We start from the raw sequence: 25,272 nt of genomic DNA on the forward strand, positions 1-25,272 counted from the left end.
TCACAGCGCGAACCCGCATAGCTTTTTTTGCGCTCCCGCGTGATGCCCTTTGTCTTCATCGTGCCTCTTGTGCCTGGGTTTTTTATATATAATAACTTTAAGGAGTGAAGACCATGAGCGCATCCTATGCCCGGTTAAGCGAGTCCATCAGCAAGGCCAAGAATGTGAGAATTTATAAAAATAAGGATACAGCCTATGATTTCAAGCTATATCCTTTCGGCGAACGCGGCACGTATATCAGCCCCGAGCTGATCAGTGAAATTACAGACAATCTTGCGGAGAACATCACCGCGCAGTTCCCTGCCTTCGATTATATCGTCTCACCCGAACCGGGCGGGCATACGTGGGGCATGCTGGCGGCCTACAAGCTAATGAAGCCGATGAACATTCTGCGCCTCAGCACCGAGCTCTATGATAACTTCGAAGTTAGCATCAAGCGCGAAACGGCGTATAATGAGAACTATATTTATTTTGACAGCTTCACTGCCGGAGACCGGGTGCTCCTTCTGGACGATGTAATCAGCTCAGGCGCCACCATCCGCTGCATCGCGCAACAAATGGCTGACATGGGAATTGAGCTGGTTGGCGTGCAGGCTATCCTGGCCAAAGGCGAGCATTACAAGCAGTTGGAGACAGACATTGGCGTGCCGGTACGATTCTTATCCAAAGTATAGGACATACAAAACCAACAGGGGAGTGATAACCAAATGGCCTACTATTATGATCAGCCGTCCAGAACGTTCAGCGAATTCCTGCTGGTTCCGAATCTGACGACCAAAGAATGCATCCCGGGGAATGTAGATCTCAGAACCCCTGTCACCAAATTCCGCAAGGGCGAGACGCCTGCGCTTACTATGAATCTTCCTGTCACCTCTGCCGTGATGCAGGCCGTATCCGACCACAATATGGCGATTGCCTTGGCCAAAAGCGGCGGGATCTCCTTCATCTATGGCTCGCAATCCGTCGAGCAGCAGGTTGAAATGGTCCGCAGGGTCAAGAAGTTCAAGGCCGGCTTCGTGCTCAGCGACTCCAATCTGCGCCCGGAGGATACGCTTCAGGATGTGCTGGCCCTGAAGGAACGCAGCGGGCACTCCACCATCGCCATTACAGACAACGGTGAGCCTACAGGCAAGCTGATGGGCATCGTTACGAGCCGCGATTACCGCGAGAACCGTCTTTCCCCGGATTGCGCGATTACCGAGTTCATGACTCCCCTCTCCTCACTGATCTACGCCCAGGAAGGCATTACCTTAACCGAAGCCAATGATATGATCTGGGATCACAAGCTCAACTGTCTGCCAATCGTCAGTAGCAGCGGCCATCTGGTGCATCTGGTCTTCCGCAAGGATTATGACAGCCATCAAGAATACCCGCTGGAGCTGCATGACAGCAACAAGCAATTGATCGTCGGCGCGGGCATCAACTCCAGAGATTATAAGGAGCGCGTTCCGGCGCTTGTTGAGGCTGGCGCAGATGTGCTCTGCATCGACTCCTCGGACGGCTATTCGGAATGGCAGGCGGAGACCATCCACTATATTAAGGAGACTTTTGGCGAGAGCGTGAAGGTTGGCGCGGGCAATGTCGTGGACAAGGAGGGCTTCCTCTATCTGGTTCATGCGGGGGCGGATTTCATCAAGGTCGGCATCGGCGGCGGCTCCATCTGCATCACCCGTGAGCAAAAGGGTATCGGACGCGGCCAGGCCTCCTCCGTCATTGAAGTGGCGGCGGCACGGCAGGAATATTACGAGCAGACCGGCATTTACGTCCCCATCTGCTCCGACGGCGGCATTGTGCACGACTACCATATCGTTCTCGCCCTGGCGATGGGAGCCGACTTTGTGATGCTGGGCCGCTATTTTGCCAGATTCGACGAAAGCCCGGGCCGCAAGCTGCTGGTAGGGGGGAATTTCGTCAAAGAATATTGGGGCGAAGGCTCCAGCCGGGCCCGCAACTGGCAGCGGTACGACTTCGGCAATGCCGACAAAGAGAGCAAGCTGGAATTCGAGGAAGGCGTCGATTCCTTCATCCCTTACGCCGGGCGGCTAAAAGACAACCTGGATCTCAGCATCAGCAAAATCAAATCAACCATGTGCAACTGTGGCGCACTTTCGATCCCGCAACTGCAGCAGCAGGCCAGAATCACCGTTGTCTCCTCGACAACGATCTTTGAAGGCGGCGCCCATGATGTTATGCTGAAGGACAAGGACAGATCATCCTGATCCATAAGGAGTCGACATGATGAAAGGAATCAAGGAAATTCTGGTAAGCAGAGCCGAGCTGCAGGATAAAGTCAAGGAGCTTAGCGCAACTATATCGCAGGACTATGAGGGGCAGGAATTGGTGCTTATCGGCATCCTCAAAGGCGGAGCCGTGTTCATGGCCGACCTGATGCGCGAAATCACCCTTCCCATCGGGATTGATTATATGGCGGTGTCCAGCTACGGGGCCAGCGCTACCTCTTCAGGAGTCATCACGATCAAAAAAGACATAGACACCGACATCCGCGGCAAGCATGTCCTGCTCGTCGAGGATCTGATCGACACCGGCCTGACCCTGCAGCATCTACGTGAGCTGTTCCTCATGCGCGAGGCCGCCAGCGTCCGCATCTGCACCATCCTCAGCAAGCCTTCGCGCCGCCTCGTCAATGTCCCCATCGACTACTGCGGCATCGAAATACCCGACGAGTTCGTCGTCGGCTACGGCCTGGACTATGCCGAGCAGTTCCGCAACCTGCCGGAAGTGTGGATTGTGGAGACAGGGGAATAATAAGCGAAACGCAACAAAACCGGGCCGTCTCCATCCTATCGGCCTGGTTTTGTTATTTCTGTGTTTCCCCTAAACCTATCATCCCAACTGCATCGTCGTAACACAAGTATCATTGTCCTCAAACGTGGAAAGCTCGGATTCCGCCTTTTTCCCGTCCTGCTCAATAGTCACGTGGTATGTTTTATCACGCGGGAGCCATAGATCAATGAACCCGTTAGGCTGGGATTTCATAGTCTTTTTGTCCAATACGGAATTGCCTTCCGAGTCTTCGATAGTTACGCTGAACTCTTGCCCTACCATCTCTCCCTGGCAGCCAACCAGGTTATGGGTCGCACAAGGATGGGTCTTATCAAGGTATGGAGCAATGGAAACAAAAAATTCGTCTGCGGGCAGGTCGTAGGTCGATGAATTCCCCGCATTCTCCACAATGAGCTGTGTTGATGAAATGGAAGCAGACTCCGCTGTGTTGCTGCGGCTGCTGAAATCAGACACCATTTGTTTGATACTTTGCGTGTCTAGTGCAGCAGTCTCTTTCTTTTCAGTGTTTCCCGTAAACAAATATGTCCCTGCAACAGCGATAAGAACCACTCCGGCAGTTACCCATAGTTTTTTCTGCATCTTCTATTCATCCTCCTATTCCTTTCACCATTATAATTGAGCCGTCACTCTCATGGACAAGGCGAAAGCGTGACAAATGGATTGAGCAAGAAACAGTCCAGGCATGAATGGCCAAGCCGTCTCCATTAGTTCAGGCCTGCTCCTGTCCAGTCAATGGTGTGCCGGGCTTGATCCGGTCCCTGATCCCATTAACTGCTTGTTTCAATGCCGCCGTCAACCCCAAGGTAAGCAGGACACAAATGAGATTCAGCACAGGATCATTCATAGGAAGTTCCAAGCTCTGCCGGATATCCTCCGCTATAATAAGCATCCGCTCATGGATCAGATAGATCTCCAGGCTGTGCGTGCCACAGAAAGTAATGAACTTAAATTTAGACCACCCACGCGCTGCGATCCATTGCAACAGGCCGGCAACAAAGATACATAAAGGCAGAGTAATCAGAATAAAGGGATACCACCAAAGCCCATAGCTCCATATATATTCACTTAAATATTTTTGGGCCGCTATTAGAGACAGCGCACCTATCAGCAGCATTCCAAAGTACACGATCAAATTCAGCCGCGAAATCTCCGGTTTCTTTTCGATAAAATAACCAACAAGCACCCCAACAAAAAATATAGGTATTCTTATCGTAAAAATCAGCAAATAGGAAAACGGGGTTCCCGAAAGAACCACGCTAAGCAGTAATCCAATGAGGCCCGCAGCAGCAACGGTTATATACTTATTTTTGGCTCCGAAAAATTTCATGAACACAGGTGTAAGCAAATATAGAATGAGCAGCGCCGGGACATACCAATCGAACCTGCTCTCCAGACCAAGCCAAAAGCTAAGTGTAGTCAAATTCAAAATGAGATCCGTAAAGGACATTTTCCCTATTCCCCAGTACAGGAGACAAAAGATAAGCACCACCGGAAGATACGTTGGAAGAATCCGCCGCAGCCGCCGCTTGTAAAAAGTGAGACTATCAATATTTTTCCGGTACGCATAGTACAAGCCTAAACCCGACAGCAACAGAAAGATATCTACACCCCCGTATCCATAAGCTTTCAATGTGCCCAGAACTGGAACAGAGGATAGATTAATCGTCGAGTGATACAATACAACCCACAGCATGGCTAGTCCCATGAGCTGGGTACGATACGTACTAATCAGCTTGTAATTCAGCTTTTTCATGGATACCCTCCTTATGTGCCAGCTTGTCGCGAGGGGATGGGCCTAAAGTTATCAACCTAGACAGTTTTTTGTAATTCAGGGAAAAGATAATGCCGATTGCAGCTTCCGAGATAATGACTAAGTCCCGATTGGAGATCACTAAAGGAATCGCTACAGTTGCAATGACTATAAGAACCCAGGGCACCGGGTGTTCCAGGTAGCGTTCTATGTATCGGTTAAGCCACAGCAGAATCCGCATTGATACATACGTGCAAGCAAAGACCAGACACCACATGAGCACAATATATAAACTACCGAACCCAAGCCGGTCAAAAGCCAATATAAAGAACAAATGGGTGAACAGAAATAAAAACGAGTGCTTTCCGAGATATAAAATCAGGTTCGATGGGGAATAGCTTGTTTTCCTTCTGAAGACATAAAAGGTCCCAAATAAGATTACCAAGGACAGCAGCAGATATTTCATCGACATATTGTATTTAATGAAATCCTCTTCATGCACCCCTCCCGACAAAGTAATGGACAAGAACAGCGCAGCCGCCAGAGCGACAATGAGGTTCATGATGTTTTTGCATCTGTAAGCGAATATCCCTGCTGCAAAAGCAAACATCCAAGGGAAATAGGTAAACCCAATCGTTTCTGTAAACAGTATGGATTTCAGCGGAAAGTCCGGCAGCTCACTCCCAATGAAATAATGCACTGCAAAAACTACTAGCGCCAGCAGGAGATACAGGTAGAACGGAGGCTTAACGTATTTTTCAAGCAGAAAAACACTGAGAACACCGAGTGCAATAATCTGGGGAACGTCCATTACAGAAAAGGCCTGCACATCCGGTCTCCACATGAGATTATAAGAGAATCCAATGACGGCGAAGAGCACATAAAAGCCTGCAAGCGATCTGAAGCTCTTCCTTTGCACCTGAAAGGTGGTAGTAACTCCCGAGACAGCAAAGAAAAGGACAGGAGCCAGACTGGCAATAATCTGAAACAGACGCTCATTACCGTTAAAATAAATAGGAATATGGGCAATAATCATCAAAATACAGCTAATGCCTTTGATCGCATCTAGTGAATTGTCGTATTCCTTCATTTTCTTCACTTTCCTTTCATTAAATTTAAAAATTCTCTTAAAGTATAGAGGTTTGCTGCCTACTTTCCATCCCTCAATAGTGTAAGATTCCTAGGGCACGGCAGGTGCGGGGTCAAAAAAAACGGCGGAGCAGAGAGTTTCTCTGTTCCGCCGTTTCGGCGTTCTATTTTGTGCAGATGTGTGCGGTGCTACTCTTTGCTATATTAGTTGAACTATAGATTTTCATATTAGGTCTGGTCGTAACTGCGGGGAATGTTTGGACTTCCGGCCGCTGCCCATCTGCAGATTTCTTGATTGTTACCGCTCTTCGCGGTAGAAATCCGCAGACAAAGGCGGACGCTACCGCTCCTCCAATTCCAAACTTCCCCTCCGTCACTTCTGCCCTTTTTATATTTTCTTTAGTTTAACTTATATAGGTGCAGGTGTGTAAACTACCGTCTTTTCAATCGTAGTCACCTTACCGAAGCTGTTGGTGACTTTGAATACAAAGGTATTGCTGCCTTCTTTCAGTGTGACCGATTTACTGAAGCTGCCAAAGCTGCCCACGAGCTCATCGTTCAGATAGATCTTCGGATAGCTGTCGTTTGCATCCTTGACATTACCGCTAAGCGTGATCTGCTTACTGGTTGTAGTTTCCGGGATGTAGTCCAGCATCAGCTCCGGTCCACCCACGGTAAAGGTAATCGTCTTCGTAATGACCTCTGAGCTTTTGCCTAAACTGTTGGTCGCCTTGAAGGTAAAGACATTGGCGCCTTCCTTAAGGGTTACCGTTTTATTGAAAGAACCATAGCTGCCCACCAGTTCGTCGTTCATATAGATCTTCGGATAGCTGTCGTTCTTATCGGTAGCTGTTCCGCTTAGGGTCACGCTCTTGCTGCTGCTCGTCTCCGGGATCAGATCCAGCGTCAGCACCGGGCCGCCCACATTGAAGGTTATGGTCTTGGTGATCACTGCCGAGCTTTTGCCCAGGTTATTCGTTGCCTTGAAGGTGAACACATTGGCGCCTTCCTTAAGAGTTACCGTTTTATTGAAGGAACCATAGCTGCTTACCAATTCATCATTCATATAGATTTTCGGATAGCTGTCATTCTTATCGGTAGCTGTTCCGCTTAGGGTCACGCTCTTGCTGCTGCTCGTTTCCGGGATCAGATCCAGCGTCAGCACAGGCCCGCCTACACTGAAGTTAATCGTTTTGGTGATCACGGCCGAGGTTTTACCCAGGCTGTTCGTTGCCTTGAAGGTGAATACATTATCGCCTTCCTTAAGGGTTACTGTTTTATTGAAGGAACCAAAGCTGCTCACCAACTCATCATTCATATAGATTTTCGGGTAGCTGTCGTTTTTGTCGGTAGCTTTTCCGCTAAACGTTACGGTCTTGCTGCTGCTCGTGTCGGGAATCGGATCCAGCGTCAGCACAGGACCGCCCAAGCTAACCATAATCTGCTTTTCTACTACCGCCTTCTTATCATATTTATTGACTGCAGTTACCACAATTTTATTCAGGCCTTCCTTCAAGGTCAGTTCTTCGCTGAACTCCCCATTGTAAGAAATATAGGCCGACTCGTCATTGATCGTAACCTCCGGATTGTTATCGCCACTGTCCGTAACCTTCCCGGTGATCTTAACCGTAAGCTGATTCGCCGTTTCCGGAGCCTGCACCGTCAGCTTGGGTCCTGAAGTCTGATAAGTTACCTGCTTTTTGACTGTCTTGGAGCGTCCATTCGGCAGAACGGCCTTGAACACAAATTCGTAGACCTTCTCTCCCCCATCCAGATCATAGGCCTCCGCAAAAGTTCCATCCGTATTCTCTACTTCTTCATCATTGATATAGACCTTCGCATCTGCGTTCACTTTACCCGTAACCTTAACCGTTTTGTCAGATACCTGCTGCGGAACCTGTACGTCCAGCTTCACATCCTGTGTAGCTGTGGTATACGACGATTTCAACACCCGGTACAAAAGCGTAGCGACAGAAGCACGATTAATCGCGCTATTCGGTCTGAAGGTGCCATCCGGAAATCCCTGGATCAACTTCTTGTCCACCGCTACAGCCACTTCATTAGCAAGCTGTGGTGTAACATCCTCATAATCACTGAATTTATAGCCCAGCACACTGTCGGCATCCACATTTTCAGTGTCCAGCCCCATCGCGCGCACCAGCGCTACCGCAACATCTTCACGGGTAGCATTCGCCTGCGGATCAAAAAAAGGTTTCCCCTTCACAGGAAAATACCCCGTAAGGTATTCCTTGGCGGTCTCCACATATTTGTAAGCCCAGGAGGATGGATTCACATCCGAGAAGGTCTGCGTTCCGTCCGATACCAGATCCAGTCCAAAAGTAAGTGTAATCAGCTTAGCAAGCTGTTCACGCGTAATCGCCGCTTCCGGCTTAAAAGAGCCGTCTGGATTACCAGTAATAATCCCCTGATTCGCCATGCTCTGAATGGCTTCATTGGCCCAATAGGTTGTCTTAACATCCACAAATACATAAGATGAGGTCTGCTGCACCACTGTAGCCGCGTTAGCAACTCCCCCAAACAGCAAACTCAGCAGCATCAGCCACACTGCCAGCATCTTAAACCCTCTTCCCCGCACTATCAATCGCCCCCAGAAAAATATTAAACATTCCTCGCCGCCGCTTTCCCTACTCCCAAGTATAAGAGCACAGCCTGCTAGACTTTCAGGAATAATTATACATCATCAATGTAAAAGGTAATAGTTCCCGGAATAGAATCAACGACACCGAGCACCACCGTTATGATATAAAAACGTAGAGAAACCCAAGTCCTCTAAATGACCTGGGTTTCTCTACAATCTGACACGACCATTAGGCATCCGTTTCCGTCTCTCTTTCCGCTTCAATTCCCTGCTTACCCACCAGCCTCCGCCGCTTCGCTCCCACCTTCACCCACAGCCGATCCTGATCATCCCGATAGAACCAGATATGTATCCACCGCAAAGGTGTCCACACTTCCTTAAAATAATAGTTTGGCAAGGGACTTCTCTCCTACATCACAAAATAGATTTGTCCCTAATTATAGACCGGGATGCCTATTTTGTATGTCGGTTTGTGTAAGTTGGAGGAAAATAATTGAATAGATTAGGAAGAATAAACGATATTGTTTCACATTAGCTTGGCTTCAGCGAAACCAGCGCTTAATTTGATCCAGGGCATCTTTGGCTTCGGGGCCGTTATAACCGAAAAAGTTGCCAATCATTTTAGTATACTCGTTGAACGTTGTTTCCCGGCTGTAGCGGTCACTCCACCAATACTTAGCGTTGTAGCCTGAATCTGCACCGATATACGTCAGCTCAATGCCTGATTTCTTATAGACATGATCAAACAGCAACTTAACCCGCCGCATATGAAATTCAGAAGAAACCACAATAGCAGAAGTAAAGCCGTGCTGCTTCATGATCGGAAGCGTCAGCTCGGCGTTCTGGTAGGTGCTTAGCGCAGCATTTTCGGTCAGGATGGCATCCTTGGGGATGCCAAGAGCAAGGGCAGTTTGGAGCATGTCGCCTGTGGCGCTGGTTGATTCCTTCGCGTTAGAGAGAAGAATATAAGGGGCATAACCTTCCTTATATAACTCTACTCCCTTCTCAACCCTTCCCGCTCCACCGCTGAGGACGATGATTACGTCGGCTTGTTGGGGGGACTGGAATACGGGAAGGAAATGGCCTGCTATAAAGAAAATAACAAGAAGGAATAAAGTAATAACGTATAAAGGTATCATTCTTATTTTTCGAATTGAAGGATAATTTATAGTAAGATTATTTTTCATTAAAAATAAATTACCTCTCGTAGAATGCAAGGCTATAAATACAATCAATAGTTATTTTTTAAAATTTGTTAGCATTTAATAATGTCTTTTTCATTTTCCCCAAACTACTTTGTTAACATAATCAGTATAGGATAATATAATTCTAAGTACCTTATCAGATACATTATGCACACTATAGTCATCTACATGTCTAAGGGTATTTTTATCTTGAGTTTCAAGTACAGCTAATCCTTGCAGTATTCTCTCACTCTGTAAACCAACCATCATAACTGATGCTTCTTCCATTGCTTCCGGTCTTTCATGAGCTGTCCGTAAATTAAGTGCTCTAAAACCAAGGATTGAGGATTCTTCGTTAATGGTTCCACTATCGCTGAGAACTGCTTTTGCTTTAATTTGAAGTTTAACATAATCATTAAAACCAAGAGGCTTCATAAGTTTTATTAGTGGATTAAACTCTACTTTTTTTGCTTTAATCATATTTCTGGTTCTAGGATGAGTGCTTACTATTAAAGGGATTTTGTATTCATCAGCCACAGCATTTAAACTTTTCACTAAATTCATAAAATTAATTTGCGAACTTATGTTTTCCTCTCTATGTGCCGAAATAACAAAATATCTTTGTTCCTCTAAATCTAATCTATATAGTATATTAGATTTTTCAATATCGTCCTTTCTTGAATTAATAACCTCAAACATTGGGCTTCCTGTTTTGATAATTCTGTCAGCAGGTAGCCCTTCTTTTAGTAAATACTCCCTTGCTATATCACTATAAGTTAGATTTATATCCGCTGTATGATCTACAATTTTTCTATTAGTTTCCTCTGGAACGCTCTGATCAAAACATCTATTTCCTGCTTCCATGTGAAATATCGGTATATGCTTTCTTTTGGCAACTATGGCACAAAGGCAACTGTTAGTATCTCCAAGTACCAAAAGAGCGTCAGGCTTAATTTCTTCCATAACAGGATCAATTTTAATAAATATGTTTCCTATTGTTTCCATAACTTTTTCAGTAGCAGCATTTAGGAAGAAGTCTGGTTTTCTTAAATTAAAATCATTAAAAAAGACTTCATTTAATTCATAATCGTAATTTTGACCAGTGTGAACAAGTATATGATCAATCGCCTCAGAATTATCCAATTTGTTTATCACAGCCGATAACCTGATGATTTCCGGTCGAGTTCCAACAACTGTCATAACTTTAAGTTTAACCATGTCAAACCTCCAAATAGTAAGTATCCGGTTTCTCAGGATCAAAAAATTCGTTCGCCCACATAATCGTTACGAGATCTGTTTTTCCAATATTTGAAATGGAATGAGTATATCCGGTTGGTATATCCAAAACTTGCAATTTTTCTCCGCTCACTCTGTATTCTATTACCTCATCTTCATCTATTTTTCTGAAACTAATAATTCCATGACCACTTACAACTAAGAACTTTTCATTTTTTGTATGATGCCAGTGATTACCTTTAGTAATACCAGGTTTTGAAATATTCACTGATACTTGTCCTCTATCTGGCGTTTTAATAAATTCAGTGAATGATCCTCTATCATCCACATTCATTTTAAGATCATATGAAAACTCATCTTCAGGTAAAAAACTCAAATATGTACTGTATAATTTTTTTGTCAAACTATTATTCATATTACTAATGCTTAAATTCTTTCGAGAACTTTTAAATTTTTTAATTTGTTCTGCTAGTTCACCTAACTTTATATGATGAGTTACTGGTACTTTGCAATACTCACCTGTTCTTGTAGGTCGCCCTTTTAATGCTTTCATGAATTCTTCTAATAAATCATCAATATAACAAAGATTCAGATCCGCATTTGGATCATTAATTATTATCTCTAAATTTCTAGCTACATTGTAGCAATACGTTGCAACCACAGTATTATAGTTAGGTCTGCTCCACTTTCCAAATACGTTAGTGAGCCTATAGATATATGAAGGAACCCCTGTTTCTTTACTATAATTAAAAAGCAGATCTTCTCCTGCCTTTTTACTTTTACCATATGGATTGTCTAAAATCGCTTGTATAGAGGAAGTTATGACCACTGGGCTTTTATTATTATTACTTTTGAGTTTCTCTAAAAGCTCTGAAGTAAATCCGTAATTCCCTTCCATATACTCATTATCATTTTCAATCCTATTAACGCCAGCAAGATGAAATACAAAATCGCATTCACTCGTATACTTTTCCAACAACTCTTTCCCTGTTTCCTTTTCATATTCAAATATATCGTAATATCCTTGGTTTTTAAGCTCAGCAACTAAGTTTCTACCAATAAACCCCTTTGAGCCAGTTATAAGGATCTTCATTCTTTTAATACCTCCAATCCTTTAATTCATTAACAATATACTCCAATTCCAATAACTTCCTTTTTACTTGTTCTACATTAAGCCTATTTGTGTTATGTGAGTTGTACTCCTCTTCCACTGATAGTTTTTTATCACCTTCTATAAAATATTTATCATAGTTTAAATCTCTTTTGTCTGCAGGAACTCTATAAAAATTCCCCATGTCATGAGCTACTACAGTCTCTTCTCTAGTTAGCAATGTTTCATAGAGTTTCTCACCATGTCGTGTACCAATTACTTTTATTGGGTTATCAACTTCAAACACTTCTTTTATAGCTTGAGCTAATACACCAACCGTTGATGCTGGGGATTTTTGAACCATGATATCTCCAGCTTCAGCATTTTGAAAAGCAAATACTACAAGTTCTACGGCTTCTTCAAGGCTCATTAAAAATCTAGTCATATTAGGATCAGTAACAGTTATAGGCTGACCTTTTTTTATCTGTTCAACAAATAACGGTATTACAGATCCTCTGGATGCCATGACATTTCCATATCTAGTACCGCATATCAATGTCCTGTTTGGATCCACAATTTTCGACTTCGCCACAAAAACCTTTTCCATCATAGCTTTAGATATTCCCATTGCATTTATTGGATAAGCGGCTTTATCAGTAGATAAACATATTACTTTTTTCACTCCACCTTCAATAGCAGCAGTAAGAACATTATCTGTACCTATAACATTCGTTTTAACTGCTTCCATTGGGAAGAATTCGCAAGAAGGTACCTGTTTAAGAGCAGCAGCATGAAAGATATAGTCAACTCCATAAATGGCGTTTTTAAAACTAGCTAAATCACGTACGTCACCAATGTAAAATTTTAGCTTGTCATTCTTGTAGGCCTTTCTCATATCATCTTGTTTCTTTTCATCTCTTGAGAAGATACGTATTTCTTTTATATCAGTCTCTAAGAACCTTCTCATAACCGCATTGCCAAAAGATCCTGTTCCTCCAGTTATTAATAATGTTTTATTTTTAAACATATTATCCCCCTAATGGCATATTTATCATCAAAGATCATATATACTATTTTCTCGGTTTTGAAGTTGATAAGATTTCATTAAGTTTTGATCTGAAAAATAATCAAATAACATATGAAAAACATAAAATAGACAGGTCAATTCCCCCATGGTGATCAAGTATTTCTCATAATAATCCAAGTATTTGTTGTTGCTAGGAGTCAACTAAGGCAATCGCCTCGCCATCCTTTTAAAATTATAGAACCGCAGAACAATATAGAAATAGATTATATTAAATGAGTGGAGTGTTATGAGAAGCAAATTGATAAGTTATCCAACAAACATTTCGAACTACCTTTTAAATATATTAGTTTTCCTAGATAGAGTTTTAATAGTTCCTAATATTAAATCCTTTTCAAATCTATTAAAAGCCATAAACCACATTATAAGTGCATAAGAAATAAGTACTAAATTTATTTTCACTAAAAAAGTAAACCAAGTCACTGAGTTGATCGAATAATGCACTCCCAAACTTATAAATAATGATAATAAAAGAGGTAATGACATTTTTAGATGACACTCTTTAAAAAATCTAATTACATCAATTTCCAATGACTTGTAGTATATTATATTCATTACAGCATAACGAACAAGATATGAAATGCATATTGCTATTGATGCTCCCAAAACCCCCAAGTATTTAGACAATATCAATGAAAGCAAAATGTTTAATACCGAGGAGCTAATATATACATATGATTTTTCTTTTACCTTATTTAAAGCAATTACTGTTGTGTTGGCGATTTCTTGGGTCAAAGATATAAAGCTTGGTATTATTAGAAATAAAGTACAGTAATATGATGTTATATAACCTTCCCCCATCCACAAAACTATAAATTCTCTACCTACTGAAATAAAACCAATAATAAGAATTCCAATTATAATAAGTTGTATTCTCCCTAACTTTATCATTAATCGTAAAATATTCTCTTCGGAATTCTCTTTATTAATCATTCTTGATACAGTTGGCAAAAACATACCATTTATAGCATTAGCGAATGTAAAAACAAAGCCTTCTAAAGTATTTGCTATACCAAATATAGCTATGTTAATAGAATTTGAAACTGCCCCTAATATAGAAGGCGTGATATTAAAAATCAATTTTTCTGCTATTGTTATAATAGTTGACCATATTGAAAAGCTAAAAATATCCTTTAATATAGTCTTGCTTTTGAATTTAATGTTACTATTAATTGGTGTTTTCTTTCTTATAATAATATATTTAATTGCTATGGTAGCAAGCCCAGAAATAGCATTAACTAGAACTAAGGCATATAATCCATAGCCCAGTAATAATGCAATAATTGTAAATGTCACAGTAATAACTTTATTAATTAAATCACAAGATTTCAGATAGATAAACTTTTCATAAGCAGTGAGAATTCCATTTAATGTAGTAAAGGGAAACGATATCACACTAAATGTTGCAGCAATAATATAAACTACTTTAAATACACTTAGTTCCCCTGGAGTTAAACCTGTATAAATATTATCAATAAAAAAATATATGACTATCAATGTTGTTAAAATAATTACATCAATAATTAAGTATAATTTATAAACAATCCCCATCAAATTATTTATACTTTGTTGGTCTTTCTCAGTGTTATAATTCGAAATAAATTTCGCTACAGCTACTCCAATTCCAAAATCAATTATAAATAAACTGATTAATGAAGTTACTAGAGTATATATACCATAATGATCCTGTCCTATTAAACTGATTAGCCATGGAGTATATATCAAACCAGTTAATATATTAAATGCTATAGTAATATATGATATTACTGCACCAAGTTTTAATTGATGAGTATTATCGTTCATTTTATGACCTTCCCCTTATTTCTCATCTGGTTCCAAAAAATCCTTTTAAATGCTTTTTTAATTCCATTTAAATCTCTATAACGTATTTTTAAGAGAGTCCCTTCCACTTTGTTAATGTATGACTGTATCTGTGTTATAGTCATTTCTTTTTCAAACTTTTTGTCCTGTATAATATATTCTGGGTGTTTTAAAGGAAACTCAATTTCATATCTTTTCATAAAAAGTAGTCTTCTAATTCTTCTGGGGAGTAATCTTATATCGCTCACTGAATGCGTTGTTTCTTCTGCAATACCAATATTTGTGATCATATTATATTGAGGGACAATATTTAATTGATTGTGAAAAAATAATGAAGCAGCATTTATAGATTCATAATGTGCCCTTGAACTTACTTTATGTTTTTTCGCAGTACTAATAAATTTTTTATACTCATTTTTATTATCAAATGCATTTTTTAGTTTATTAATTTTATTAGGATCATCTAACCAAGTATAATTTTCATCCCACAAATCAATTACACGTTTCCAAGAAGCCCACCCCCAAATAGAACCTTTTTTTGTAAATAAGTAACTTGACTCGATGTGTTTAGAAACTACTGTATTATTCATACCGCAAATCATATGTATTCTTTCATCATATTTATATTTTTCGAGAAGTTCCTTGCAAAAATGAAAAAAACTTTGTGACGGAACATCATCATCCTCCAAAATTATTCCAACTTCCTCTGTTTCAAACATCCACTTTTGTGCAATAAATTCTGACGGATCACATCCCATATTTTTTTCTTGATAATATTTATGAACTTCACAATTCCAGTCGATATTCTCAGCAATGTCCCTACAGATTCTTATTCCCTCAATATCGTCAGGTCGGTTATCACGTGGACCATCTTGATATAAATATAATTTACTTGGTTTCGCAATTCTAATTTCTTCAAATACCTTTGAAAATTGCACATGTCTTGTGAAAAATATTAATAAAACCGGAATATCAATTTTATATTGCTCCATTTAAATTCTCCTCTTTATAACTTTAGCTGGGACGCCTACAGCAATCGTATTTTCATCAATTAAACTGTTAACAAGACTCATCGCTCCTATAACAGAGCCGTCTTTAATTTCCGCTCCTTTAATAATTTTGCATCCTGACGCTATCCAGACATCTTCTCCAATAATAATTTCTTTGCTATTTAATGGCTGTTCTCGTATTAATTTATTCCTCTCAAAACCATGATTACTATCAATTATAAAACATTGAGCCGCTATTGAAGTATTATCTCCTATACTCACTTTATTATGTGAAAAGATAACGGTATCCTTTCCAATATCGACATTATTTCCTATAACAATTTCACCATCCCCCCAAAACAACACATCGGGATAAATGGTTACATTATTTCCAATTTTTATATTATTTGATAAAACAGTAACTTTACCTAACACTCTACAATCCAACGCATTTCTACACGAAATCCTTGCTAAAAAAACTTTCTTTCTATAATTTCTGAGGAATTTTTCTTTTATTTTATCTATTATTAACCACATCTTGATCCTCCAATAAGTTCCTAATGTTAATTATAAATTCCTCGTCAAGTGAGGTGATCTGTTTCTTACTATCATAAGGTTCAATTAGATCTATAGACTTTATAGAATCTGCAATTGCTTCTGGTGTGTCATGATAATAATAAGCAACTAGGTTTCCAACCTTGCTTTTTGAGACGCATTCAATATGACATGAAACTACTCTTAATCCCATTGATAAATAGGATAAGATCTTACTTGGGAAAGATGTCTCCAGATATTTCCCCGTCATAGACTGTGTACTCAAACCAATGTGGCAAGCTTGACAATATTCAACGTACTCCCTACCACTTAAAATTCCATCATATGATATTTTACATTCATTTGTTTCATTATATAGCTCGATAAGATTACACATCTTCTCAATCTCTCCAAAACCAAGTATATGAAGTTGATAGTTAGCTGGCAAAAATCTTGTAGCTTCTATTGCATTAAAGGCCCCTTTCTTGTGACTATCAATTATTCCAGCATATAATAAATGTATTTTCCCATCGTTACTGGGATTTGTCAGTTGTTCGTAAATATTGTATTTTCCATATATAGTTACATAAGGCCTTTTATTCGTTATTCTATTTCCCAATAATTCATTAGAGAAAATGTAGGCATTAGCACTCTTAATTAGTTTATTTTCCCACTTAGTAAAAAGAGGATGAACTATCATTACATCTTGGTATATTTCTTCAACTTCAAGAATTATTTTAAGTTTTTTTACATTTTTAGCTAATCTCACAGGTAGCGATATCCATTGAGCATGATACACCAGTATTTTCCCGTTACGCTCAACATTAAAAATTAAATAAAAAAACAACCAAACTAAAGAAAAAATCACCTTTATATTTCTAGTTAACTTATTAGTTGTTTTCCATGAAGGGCAAAATGTAACTTTAATATTACTATCTATCTTTTCAGTTTTTTGTTTTTCAAAGATTTTCTCTGTTTCGTCTCCTAACCAAGAAGGTGATACTATTTCAATTTCATATCCTGCCTTTACTAAGGCGGATGCTATATAATTCATTTTATCTACTGCAGCTAAATTTGATAAGCGCCTACTTTTACCGTTTGGTATATCATAAAACCCAATATATTTAAGTTTATTGTTACTCATTTTTCACCATCCTTGCCAGAAGAATATATACTGGGGATTGTTTTTTACAAACAAAAAAACTAACAATATTGTTATTATATGATAAAAAACAACTCTCTCGCGAACTGGAAATATCTTTAATATTTCAGGTAATAATAATATTATAAAGATCGAATAATACTGTACAACACGCATTGCGGAGGGATCGACAAAAGTTAATGGTACAAAAACAAAGGCCATTAATAAAGCATTGATATAATTTGTTGTTTTGGAATTATTAGATATTAGTATCTTGTATTTCCAAATTGTGATTAATGCTAAAAGTAATAATAAAATCGAAAAAGTCCATGTGCCAGCACCTTCAAATTGATTAACATATTGTTGATACCCCATTAAGTTACCTATCGTAATCATAACTTGATTTCTAAAAGTACTTATAAAAATAATTGAAATTGATATAGTTAATAGATATTTTTTGGTGATTTTTTTGTTTGCAATGAAATAAAAAGGGAGAAAAGAGAGTGCAGATTTATGTACCGTGAATGCTATTAAAACAAGTATAAGAAATATCCAAAGTTTTCTTTCCCTAATAAATTTATATCCTATAAAAACAACGATAGCAGTTGCAACAGTTTGTCTAAGTCCTGTAATTGCAAAGAAGGAAGAAAACATACAAGAATAAATCAAAAAACTCATGTATGGTTCAACAGAATTCTTGTATATCCAAATCCCCATAGGAATTGTAAATACGAGAGCTATAAAAAAGAGGAAAACCTGATAATCGACACTAAATATCTGTATTAATTTTTCTAATAAGTGATAACCTGGGTCTTTCCCGCTTGCTCCATTAAAAATAATATCCACAAAATTATTTTTAAGGTAATCCCATGATTGATTTTTTGTAATATCAAAACTATATATTTTGTAAGCAAATGTGTCCGTCCCAATGCTAATATGCCTAAGGCCTGATAATAAAATCCACTGTAGTGAAACAACAATACAAAAAAATTTTTTGTTCAATTCTGTCGGCTTGTACCATAGCAAAATAGCTCCACATAAGGTCATTGCAAATATATTCATTAAATAAATGATCATATACTTCTCCTGTTTTTTACTTTATTAATTCTTTATATACTGATAAATAATCTGCAATCCTAGCATTCTTATCAAAATTCATTTTCGCATATTCTATACAATTACTCGCATATTTGATTTTCCCATTCTTTTTCACTTTATGAATCGTATCTAATATACATTCCATGTCATTATTTTCAATAACATAACCACAACCGTTTCCAACCAGTTCTGGATTTGCTGTAGAGTTCATTACAACGATAGGGGTACCACAAGCGAGAGCTTCAGCTGTTACTTTTCCAAAAGACTCTTCTAATGAAAGATTCACAAATACATCTGCTATAGAATAATATTCAACAAGCTCATTTATATTATGCGTTTCATCTTTATGAATAATATTTTTGGGTAGAGAAGTCTTTTCATTTAACTTTCCTACCAATACAATAGCCGTATCTTCTTCTATCATGCTTGCTAATTCCACAAATTTTTCAATCCCTTTATTATTACTCCAACCACTAGCAACACCTAAAATAATAAATTTATTATCTAAACCTAGTTCATGCTTTATCCTATCTGTATTAACCGGTTTGAATTCATCAGTATTTATCCAGTTATAAATTCTTTTAACGAATTGTGCTGATGATAAAAAAGATTTACTAGCTTCGAACGTTATCCAATCAGATACACCTACAACCCCTAATCGAGGAATCATACTAAACCATTCTCTTTTATCTTTATGCATTTTTTTTGTTCGATCAAAAAACCAACTTGGATTATCTTTTTTTAGTCTAGGACAGTTTCCACAGCCAGTTTCCCATCTATTGCAATTTGAAACAGTATAATGTGTGCATTTTCCTGTATAAAACCAACAATCATGTAAAGTTAAAACTGTCGGGATATCCTCTTTTGCAAGAAAGTGAAGTAACATTCTTAAGTTAATATAATTAGCATGAAGATTATGTAGATGTACTACATCTGGCTTAAGATCGCTAATAAAATCCAAGAGCTTTTTTGTTCCTTTTTTCGAATAATACGCCTGCAATCCAAAAAACCTCGAATAAAGTGCATGCATTTTAATTTCTAAAGATGTACCAACTTTAAAACTATTCTTATAAGGCAAACCATACGAATAACCAATATAACCCTCTTCATTAGTATCATTTAAGTAATCTGAAATTTCTGAGCAGATGCGTCCTGTACTCTTAATCACACTTACTGCATTAATTTGTAGTACTTTCATAATAACCTCCTTAACTCTTACTTAGAAAAGACTGAGTTTCATATTAAGACTATAATTAATTAATGCTGTATAACTCAATCAATTCAACAAGTGTCCCGAAGTGAATAAAAAAAGATTCAGAGATACAAACAAAAATTTTGAACGATAATGTAGGTGATAACGGGACGAAGTTAGTAAAACAAAGGTTACTTTTTTAAGCAACTACTCATTATTTAATCGCGACAATCTACTAAATAATTCAAGTCATTATATAAGCTATGTTGAATTTCATCAATTTGATGATTTCCCACTCCGCATTCCCATGATTTTTCAGAGTACTCAGTTATAATAGCAGGATTATTGATTATTTCTTTTAGCTTATTTATAATTTCTTCCTTATTAGTTGCAACTATTGCCGCATCGTTTTTGACTAGATAGTCAATTGAATTTGCTCTTTCCCATCCCACCGCCAATATGCACTTCCCATTTTGGAAATAATCAACTAATTTAGTCGAAAAAGAAAGCCTCGTCTGTAATTTATATTTAAGTTCAAATGATTCAACATGAACCACAACATCTGCTTTTTGCTGAATACCTCTTATCTTACTAGGTAAAACTGAACCCATAAAAATCACTTCATCATTGAAGTTTAGTTTTCTCTTCATTTTATTTGTTAAACTATTTGTAGTATATATATATAATCTAGCTTTTACTTTCTCATTATTTAACGCATGAATTCCTCTTCCTATTGCAGCAAGAGTCTTCCATCTTCCATTGGTTATATTTCCAGTGTAAACAAAGTTGATGACGTCATCATGTTGAGAATATCTTGGTCTTCCTTCGGCTTGAGTAATACCTTTTCTTAATATTTTGAATTCTCCACCAAACTCATTCTTAAACTCAGAAATTTGGATATCACTCATACAATAACAAATATCAGCCATTTTAATACTACTTCTTATTTTTCTTCTGAGAATAAATCTGTTTATCCAATATAAGATAGAAACTGAAAATTGTTTTAGTGAGTACATATCGTCCCCAGTAAAAAGTACTACTTTGGCATTAGTTACTTTTTTTACATAACGTAATATATTGTGCATGTAAAAACAATCATGTATAGGCATATATATAATCTGGGGGTTAAATTCTAATAAAAACTCTTTTAATTTCTTGTTTTCCCATTTCCCCATAGCCCACAAAATCTCTCTAGCCCATAACAAAATGTGAAATCTATTATTTCTAAAAAAATTATAAATTCTTTTTTCTCTTTCAGCTATTTCAACATTTTTTTCACTTGTAGTTTTAGTTAAACTTTCATAATTAGCTACAATTCCAATCTCTCTATTTTTTAAAGTACTTCCAATTAATTCACTTTCTGTTATTCTGAAATACTTATCGCACACTTCATTATCAGGCAGTTCTGCTCTACAAAATAGATTGGCCAGATTTTCTCTATCCCAATTAGAAAATAAATTAGTAGCAGTATTTCCAGTACTGTTTCCATTATTCCATGCATTCCTTGTTATAACTAAAATCTTCGAAGTCATTTTTTCACTTCCTGTTATTAATAGACAATATTATTCAACCTTGCATTTCTCAATTTGGCTTTTGATATATTTATTATTTAAGGAACTTCACTTTAGCAGATGATATATATTATATACCTAAATAATTGTAAAAACTTATTTCAAATTAGTTCTTAGTTTTTCAATTAGATTCCTCTTGTCTTTTTGACTAATTTCAAGATATTTTTTAATTTTATCTTTGACTTCAGATTCATTTTTAAAAAGTTGATTTAACTTCCTCAAAACATCCTCAGCTTTAATATTCCCAATATCAACTGTGTAATCACTTAAGCCCATATCAGACATAATACCAAATGTTTTATGACCAGAATATGAAACTGCTATAGCTGGTATTAAAGAGGTCATAGCAAATATAACAGAATGAAATCTAGTTCCTATAATATAATCCATTTGTGAATATAGTTCTGTTATATCAAAACAATTCATTTCACTTTCATTTATATATGAGTAGGTATTATTTTCAATCCCATTACTTTCAAGTAACTTTATTACTTCTTCAATAGCAATCCTATCATCTTCATGAGTGCTTGGCCCTAAGGTATGAGCAACAAAAATAGGATGGTAATTTTTGTAAATCAATTCTTTTACGACCTTAGTCATTTCTTCTATATAATTTTTATACTTTTCTTTACCGTTCTCACTTTCTGGAAATCTATAAGGCCTCATTGTTATAGCTATTTTTTTTTCGGGAAAATCAAACTCAATTACTTTACGAATCTGGTAATCTTTATAGTCTTTAATATAGAAGCCTAAATCAACCGACGTGGCTACTTCATTATCAATAATATCAGTGAGGTATTTTTCAGAAATTGATTCTCTAGCATATATTAATTTACAATTACGAAGAACTCTTCGCACGATTTTCTTCTCTATCTTTCCCATAAAAGGCCCATAAGAATTTGGCATAATAATAATTTTTTTTCCAAGTCTTTTTGCTAACATTAGATTATAAAGACTGTAATATAAATAGTACAAATCTGTAATCCTTTTGTATGTATGTAAAAACCCACCTCCCTTGACTATCATCAAGTCCATTTTCTTGAATTCCTCGTATGTGCCCCTCTGACTTTTATCCAATAAATTCGTTCCCAACTTCACAAGAAAAGATAAATTGGATAATAATAATGCACTTTTAAATATATCTATAACTGCAGTTGTACCCCAAGATAATTTAGTAAATTTCGTATAACTTATTGTTTTTTTTTCTTTTCCTCTTGCAGGATGTAAAAGAATTGGTTTCATAACATCAAATCCCATTTCCACACTTTGCTTAGATTGATTATATATATCCGCATCGTTATTTCCACTTTGTAGTAATTTGTAATGAGAGTCTATGCCGGCTTCTTCTACTAGATTTTTTATTAGCCATATCAATGCTTGATCTCCACGATTGAGATCTGTAATTCCAGGTGTAATTAGAATTTTTTTCATGTGTTCGGCCTCTCACTGTCTTTATTTTTCAAAACGCTTTTATAAATAATTCCCATTTTTTCCAAAACACTTTCTTTACCATATTTCTGAACCTCAAGAATATTTCGAGCCCCCATCATCTTTCGAAGTTCTGTTTGATCAATTAATGTCCTTATCCCCTCAGTAAAGCCCACAGCATCATTTGGCTTAACCAAAATCCCACCTCTATCAACTTTTATTAAGTCATTGTTTCCTCTTACATCTGAACAAATAGCAGGTAAACCAGAAGCCATAGCTTCCATTAAAGCTACAGGTAATCCTTCTTGATATGAAGGAAAGGCAAATATATCTGACGCAATGCATATTTCTGAAATGTCTCTTCTGAATCCCAGAAATCTAACATTTAATTTTAGTTCTTCGACTTGTTTTTTCAAATAACTATCTAAGTAACCTTGCCCACATATAAGATAGAGTACTCTAGGATTATTCAGCATAGCCAAAGCCTTAATTATTACCTCATGATTTTTTCTTTTACTTAGCTCTCCAACCGATAATATTGTTACAATATCATCCTTAATACCTAATTCTTCTCTCTTTTTTCCTCTAGCAGCGTTTAAATCAGTAAATTCAGTAACATCCACTCCGACACCTGGAATGTATATTACTTTACTAGATTTAAATTTTTGAGCTGCATTATAATCTTCTTCATTAATGGTAATTAGTATGTCAGTATATCTTGCCATCCATCTCTCAATTGGATAATAAATTATCCAATTCATAAGTGGGGCACCTTTAAAAAAGTGAAACCCATGTGCAGTATAAATTACTTTTGTACCCTTTTTCCGAATATTTCGAGAGGCTAACCTTGTTAAGAATCCTCCCATTGGAGTATGACAATGAATTATTTCATATTCATTTTCATTAACTATTTGTTTTATCTGTTTAAATATTCGCAAATTATTCAACTTAAATGGGGTACGTTCAAATGAAACATCAAAATATTTATCACAATAAGGAATGGCACACTCCAATTCATTATCATAATCATTTCTTGCGCAAACATGTACTTCATATCCATTTTTCTTAAACCATTCCAAGTAGGGAATGTGAAAGACCATAATATGCATTTTTACTACTGTTGCAACAAATAAAACTTTTTTTATTTTGAACGCCTCCCTTCAGTAAGATATACTGTTTCTTTAAAATTATAGATACAATACTCTCCCCTATACTCTGACATTTCTTTATCATAGGTCAAATCACCAAATAACTTAACAAAAGTATCCATCTTCAACAACCTAATAATGCGATTAAATATCTTAGTCATCCTGATTTTCTTTTCGTGTGCTTCAAGAAGGAATTTAATCATTTCAGATGTACAAACATACTCTTTATTTTGCGGATAAAAGAATCCACCGTCACAATTATTAATTATCAACCTTATAAATTCTGATAAATGATCTACATATATCATACTTCTTTTATTGTTTATAAATGGGAATAGTGGGAGTTTATTCGCTAAACTAACTAATTTAGGGTAATTCCCTTTGCATCCGTTTCCATATACCATTGGTGGTCTAAGGATAGCTACTTTAAAAAACTTATCTGCTAATGGCACTATTAGTCTTTCCGCCTGAAACTTAGATTTCCCATAAATACTATTAGGTGCAGGAATAGTATCTTTATTTATTATTCCCGCATTCTTTCCATAGACGCTCATTGAACTTAAAAATACAAACTGCCTAACACCTTCAAATTTTGCTTTTTTAGCGATCTTATATACTAAATCGCTATTAACGTTATAATATAAAGAATGATTTTTCTTCTTTTCTTTTATATGTGCTATCCCGGCCACATGGAGTATTACATCATAATTAGAAAAATCTTCATTTATCCATGATTGATCTTTTACACTTAAAGTGTCTATTAAGTAATTATCGCCATAATTTTCCAACCATTCCCCAAAACATATACCTATATAGCTATTTGAACCTGTAACAAGTATTTTTTTCATCCTGAAAAAGTCTCCATATTGGCCACGTCTTTATTTTTTAATTCCCCAGTTCCACCTTCAAGAACTCCCTCTCTTTTTGTTGCACTTATAATAGTTCTAAAAAAGCATAAACTGTCAACTCTAAAACTCATCTTTTGAACATATTGTCCATCAAAACTAGCCTTAAGCTCTATTGAAATTTCATCTCTTCCATTTATTTGCGCCCACCCCGTTAGTCCAGGCTTAATATCATTCGCTCCGTACTTATCACGTTCAGCTATCAGATCATATTGGTTCCATAGAGCGGGGCGTGGACCAATAATACTCATTTCGCACTTAAGAATATTTATAATCTGAGGAAGTTCATCCAGACTCGTCTTCCTAAGAAATTTCCCTACCTTTGTGATAAAGAAATCAGGGTCTTGCAACAAATGTGTAGGCACATCACTTGGTGTATCCGTGCGCATTGTTCTAAATTTGAGTATATAGAATTCCCGTTTGTTCTTACCTAATCGCTTTTGACGAAACAAAACTGGTCCTTTTGAGGTTAGCTTAATTGAAAGAGCAATAATCAAGAAAAAAGGCCATAACAGGAGAATTCCGATTAGAGCCAATAAAAAATCAATGATTGGTTTTAGAATTATATATGGCCTCATAAGCTCACCTAATCCTTTAAGTACTATTAA

General features: G+C 37.3%; 23 protein-coding genes. 3 read left to right on the forward strand and 20 right to left on the reverse strand.

Features of this window, described 5'->3' with window-relative positions:
* Positions 1–113 precede the first annotated feature (113 nt).
* Genes ACX1DY_RS24945 through hpt form a run of 3 tightly spaced genes read left to right on the forward strand, consistent with a single transcriptional unit; the run spans position 114 to position 2,766 of the window.
* Positions 114–674: a phosphoribosyltransferase gene (locus ACX1DY_RS24945; RefSeq protein ID WP_458966896.1), complete on the forward strand. Its 561-nt coding sequence runs from the start codon at positions 114–116 to the stop codon at positions 672–674.
* A 33-nt stretch (positions 675–707) separates the two neighbouring features.
* A complete protein-coding gene (locus ACX1DY_RS24950; RefSeq protein ID WP_458966897.1) occupies positions 708–2,219 on the forward strand; it encodes an IMP dehydrogenase in 1,512 nt (503 codons plus the stop codon).
* Between the two features lie 16 nt (positions 2,220–2,235).
* Positions 2,236–2,766: a hypoxanthine phosphoribosyltransferase gene (gene hpt, locus ACX1DY_RS24955; RefSeq protein WP_458966898.1), complete on the forward strand. Its 531-nt coding sequence runs from the start codon at positions 2,236–2,238 to the stop codon at positions 2,764–2,766.
* A 78-nt stretch (positions 2,767–2,844) separates the two neighbouring features.
* Here the strand turns inward: hpt and ACX1DY_RS24960 are convergent, their stop codons facing one another.
* The 20 genes from ACX1DY_RS24960 to ACX1DY_RS25055 form a co-directional block, all read right to left on the reverse strand.
* A complete protein-coding gene (locus ACX1DY_RS24960; RefSeq protein WP_458966899.1) occupies positions 2,845–3,384 on the reverse strand; it encodes a CueP family metal-binding protein in 540 nt (179 codons plus the stop codon).
* Between the two features lie 130 nt (positions 3,385–3,514).
* A complete protein-coding gene (locus ACX1DY_RS24965; protein ID WP_458966900.1) occupies positions 3,515–4,558 on the reverse strand; it encodes an acyltransferase family protein in 1,044 nt (347 codons plus the stop codon).
* A complete protein-coding gene (locus ACX1DY_RS24970; RefSeq protein ID WP_458966901.1) occupies positions 4,530–5,645 on the reverse strand; it encodes a hypothetical protein in 1,116 nt (371 codons plus the stop codon). Before ACX1DY_RS24970 ends, ACX1DY_RS24965 begins: the two co-directional genes overlap by 29 nt.
* Positions 5,646–6,053: 408 nt before the next feature.
* Positions 6,054–8,219, reverse strand: a complete 2,166-nt coding sequence (locus tag ACX1DY_RS24975) for an S-layer homology domain-containing protein (protein WP_458966902.1) — start codon at positions 8,217–8,219, stop codon at positions 6,054–6,056.
* Positions 8,220–8,472: 253 nt separating this feature from the next.
* Complete coding sequence (locus ACX1DY_RS24980) at positions 8,473–8,640, reverse strand: hypothetical protein (protein ID WP_458966903.1); 168 nt, start codon at positions 8,638–8,640, stop codon at positions 8,473–8,475.
* A gap of 145 nt (positions 8,641–8,785) precedes the next feature.
* Positions 8,786–9,430, reverse strand: coding sequence for a YdcF family protein (locus ACX1DY_RS24985; RefSeq protein ID WP_458966904.1), 645 nt, complete (start codon positions 9,428–9,430; stop codon positions 8,786–8,788).
* A gap of 90 nt (positions 9,431–9,520) precedes the next feature.
* Positions 9,521–10,645: a non-hydrolyzing UDP-N-acetylglucosamine 2-epimerase gene (gene wecB / locus ACX1DY_RS24990; RefSeq protein WP_458966905.1), complete on the reverse strand. Its 1,125-nt coding sequence runs from the start codon at positions 10,643–10,645 to the stop codon at positions 9,521–9,523.
* Position 10,646: 1 nt separating this feature from the next.
* On the reverse strand, positions 10,647–11,756 hold the full coding sequence (locus tag ACX1DY_RS24995; protein WP_458966906.1) for a capsular polysaccharide biosynthesis protein CapF: 1,110 nt from the start codon (positions 11,754–11,756) through the stop codon (positions 10,647–10,649).
* A 4-nt stretch (positions 11,757–11,760) separates the two neighbouring features.
* Positions 11,761–12,780, reverse strand: a complete 1,020-nt coding sequence (locus ACX1DY_RS25000) for a polysaccharide biosynthesis protein (protein WP_458966907.1) — start codon at positions 12,778–12,780, stop codon at positions 11,761–11,763.
* A 327-nt stretch (positions 12,781–13,107) separates the two neighbouring features.
* Complete coding sequence (locus tag ACX1DY_RS25005; RefSeq protein ID WP_458966908.1) at positions 13,108–14,640, reverse strand: oligosaccharide flippase family protein; 1,533 nt, start codon at positions 14,638–14,640, stop codon at positions 13,108–13,110.
* Positions 14,637–15,650, reverse strand: a complete 1,014-nt coding sequence (locus tag ACX1DY_RS25010; protein WP_458966909.1) for a hypothetical protein — start codon at positions 15,648–15,650, stop codon at positions 14,637–14,639. The genes ACX1DY_RS25005 and ACX1DY_RS25010 overlap by 4 nt, the downstream gene beginning before the upstream one ends.
* Entirely contained in the window at positions 15,651–16,184 is a 534-nt protein-coding gene (locus ACX1DY_RS25015; RefSeq protein WP_458966910.1) for an acyltransferase, read from the reverse strand.
* Complete coding sequence (locus ACX1DY_RS25020) at positions 16,165–17,325, reverse strand: glycosyltransferase family protein (protein ID WP_458966911.1); 1,161 nt, start codon at positions 17,323–17,325, stop codon at positions 16,165–16,167. The genes ACX1DY_RS25015 and ACX1DY_RS25020 overlap by 20 nt, the downstream gene beginning before the upstream one ends.
* Before the next feature lie 3 nt (positions 17,326–17,328).
* A complete protein-coding gene (locus ACX1DY_RS25025) occupies positions 17,329–18,399 on the reverse strand; it encodes an EpsG family protein (RefSeq protein ID WP_458966912.1) in 1,071 nt (356 codons plus the stop codon).
* Positions 18,400–18,415: 16 nt separating this feature from the next.
* Positions 18,416–19,618, reverse strand: a complete 1,203-nt coding sequence (locus ACX1DY_RS25030; protein ID WP_458966913.1) for a glycosyltransferase — start codon at positions 19,616–19,618, stop codon at positions 18,416–18,418.
* Positions 19,619–19,830: 212 nt separating this feature from the next.
* The gene (locus ACX1DY_RS25035) at positions 19,831–21,144 is read right to left on the reverse strand and encodes a glycosyltransferase (RefSeq protein ID WP_458966914.1); all 1,314 of its coding nucleotides are present in this window, start codon (positions 21,142–21,144) and stop codon (positions 19,831–19,833) included.
* A 135-nt stretch (positions 21,145–21,279) separates the two neighbouring features.
* The gene (locus tag ACX1DY_RS25040) at positions 21,280–22,614 is read right to left on the reverse strand and encodes a polysaccharide pyruvyl transferase family protein (RefSeq protein WP_458966915.1); all 1,335 of its coding nucleotides are present in this window, start codon (positions 22,612–22,614) and stop codon (positions 21,280–21,282) included.
* Positions 22,611–23,756 (reverse strand): glycosyltransferase family 4 protein, encoded by a 1,146-nt coding sequence (locus ACX1DY_RS25045; RefSeq protein WP_458966970.1) that lies wholly within the window; start codon positions 23,754–23,756, stop codon positions 22,611–22,613. Before ACX1DY_RS25045 ends, ACX1DY_RS25040 begins: the two co-directional genes overlap by 4 nt.
* Positions 23,753–24,607 carry an NAD-dependent epimerase/dehydratase family protein gene (locus ACX1DY_RS25050; RefSeq protein WP_458966916.1) on the reverse strand — a complete coding sequence of 285 codons (855 nt, stop codon included), beginning with the start codon at positions 24,605–24,607 and terminating at the stop codon, positions 23,753–23,755. Before ACX1DY_RS25050 ends, ACX1DY_RS25045 begins: the two co-directional genes overlap by 4 nt.
* Positions 24,604–25,242: a sugar transferase gene (locus tag ACX1DY_RS25055; RefSeq protein WP_458966917.1), complete on the reverse strand. Its 639-nt coding sequence runs from the start codon at positions 25,240–25,242 to the stop codon at positions 24,604–24,606. Before ACX1DY_RS25055 ends, ACX1DY_RS25050 begins: the two co-directional genes overlap by 4 nt.
* Between the last annotated feature and the right edge of the window lie 30 nt (positions 25,243–25,272).

Source organism: Paenibacillus sp. BAC0078, from assembly GCF_054483875.1.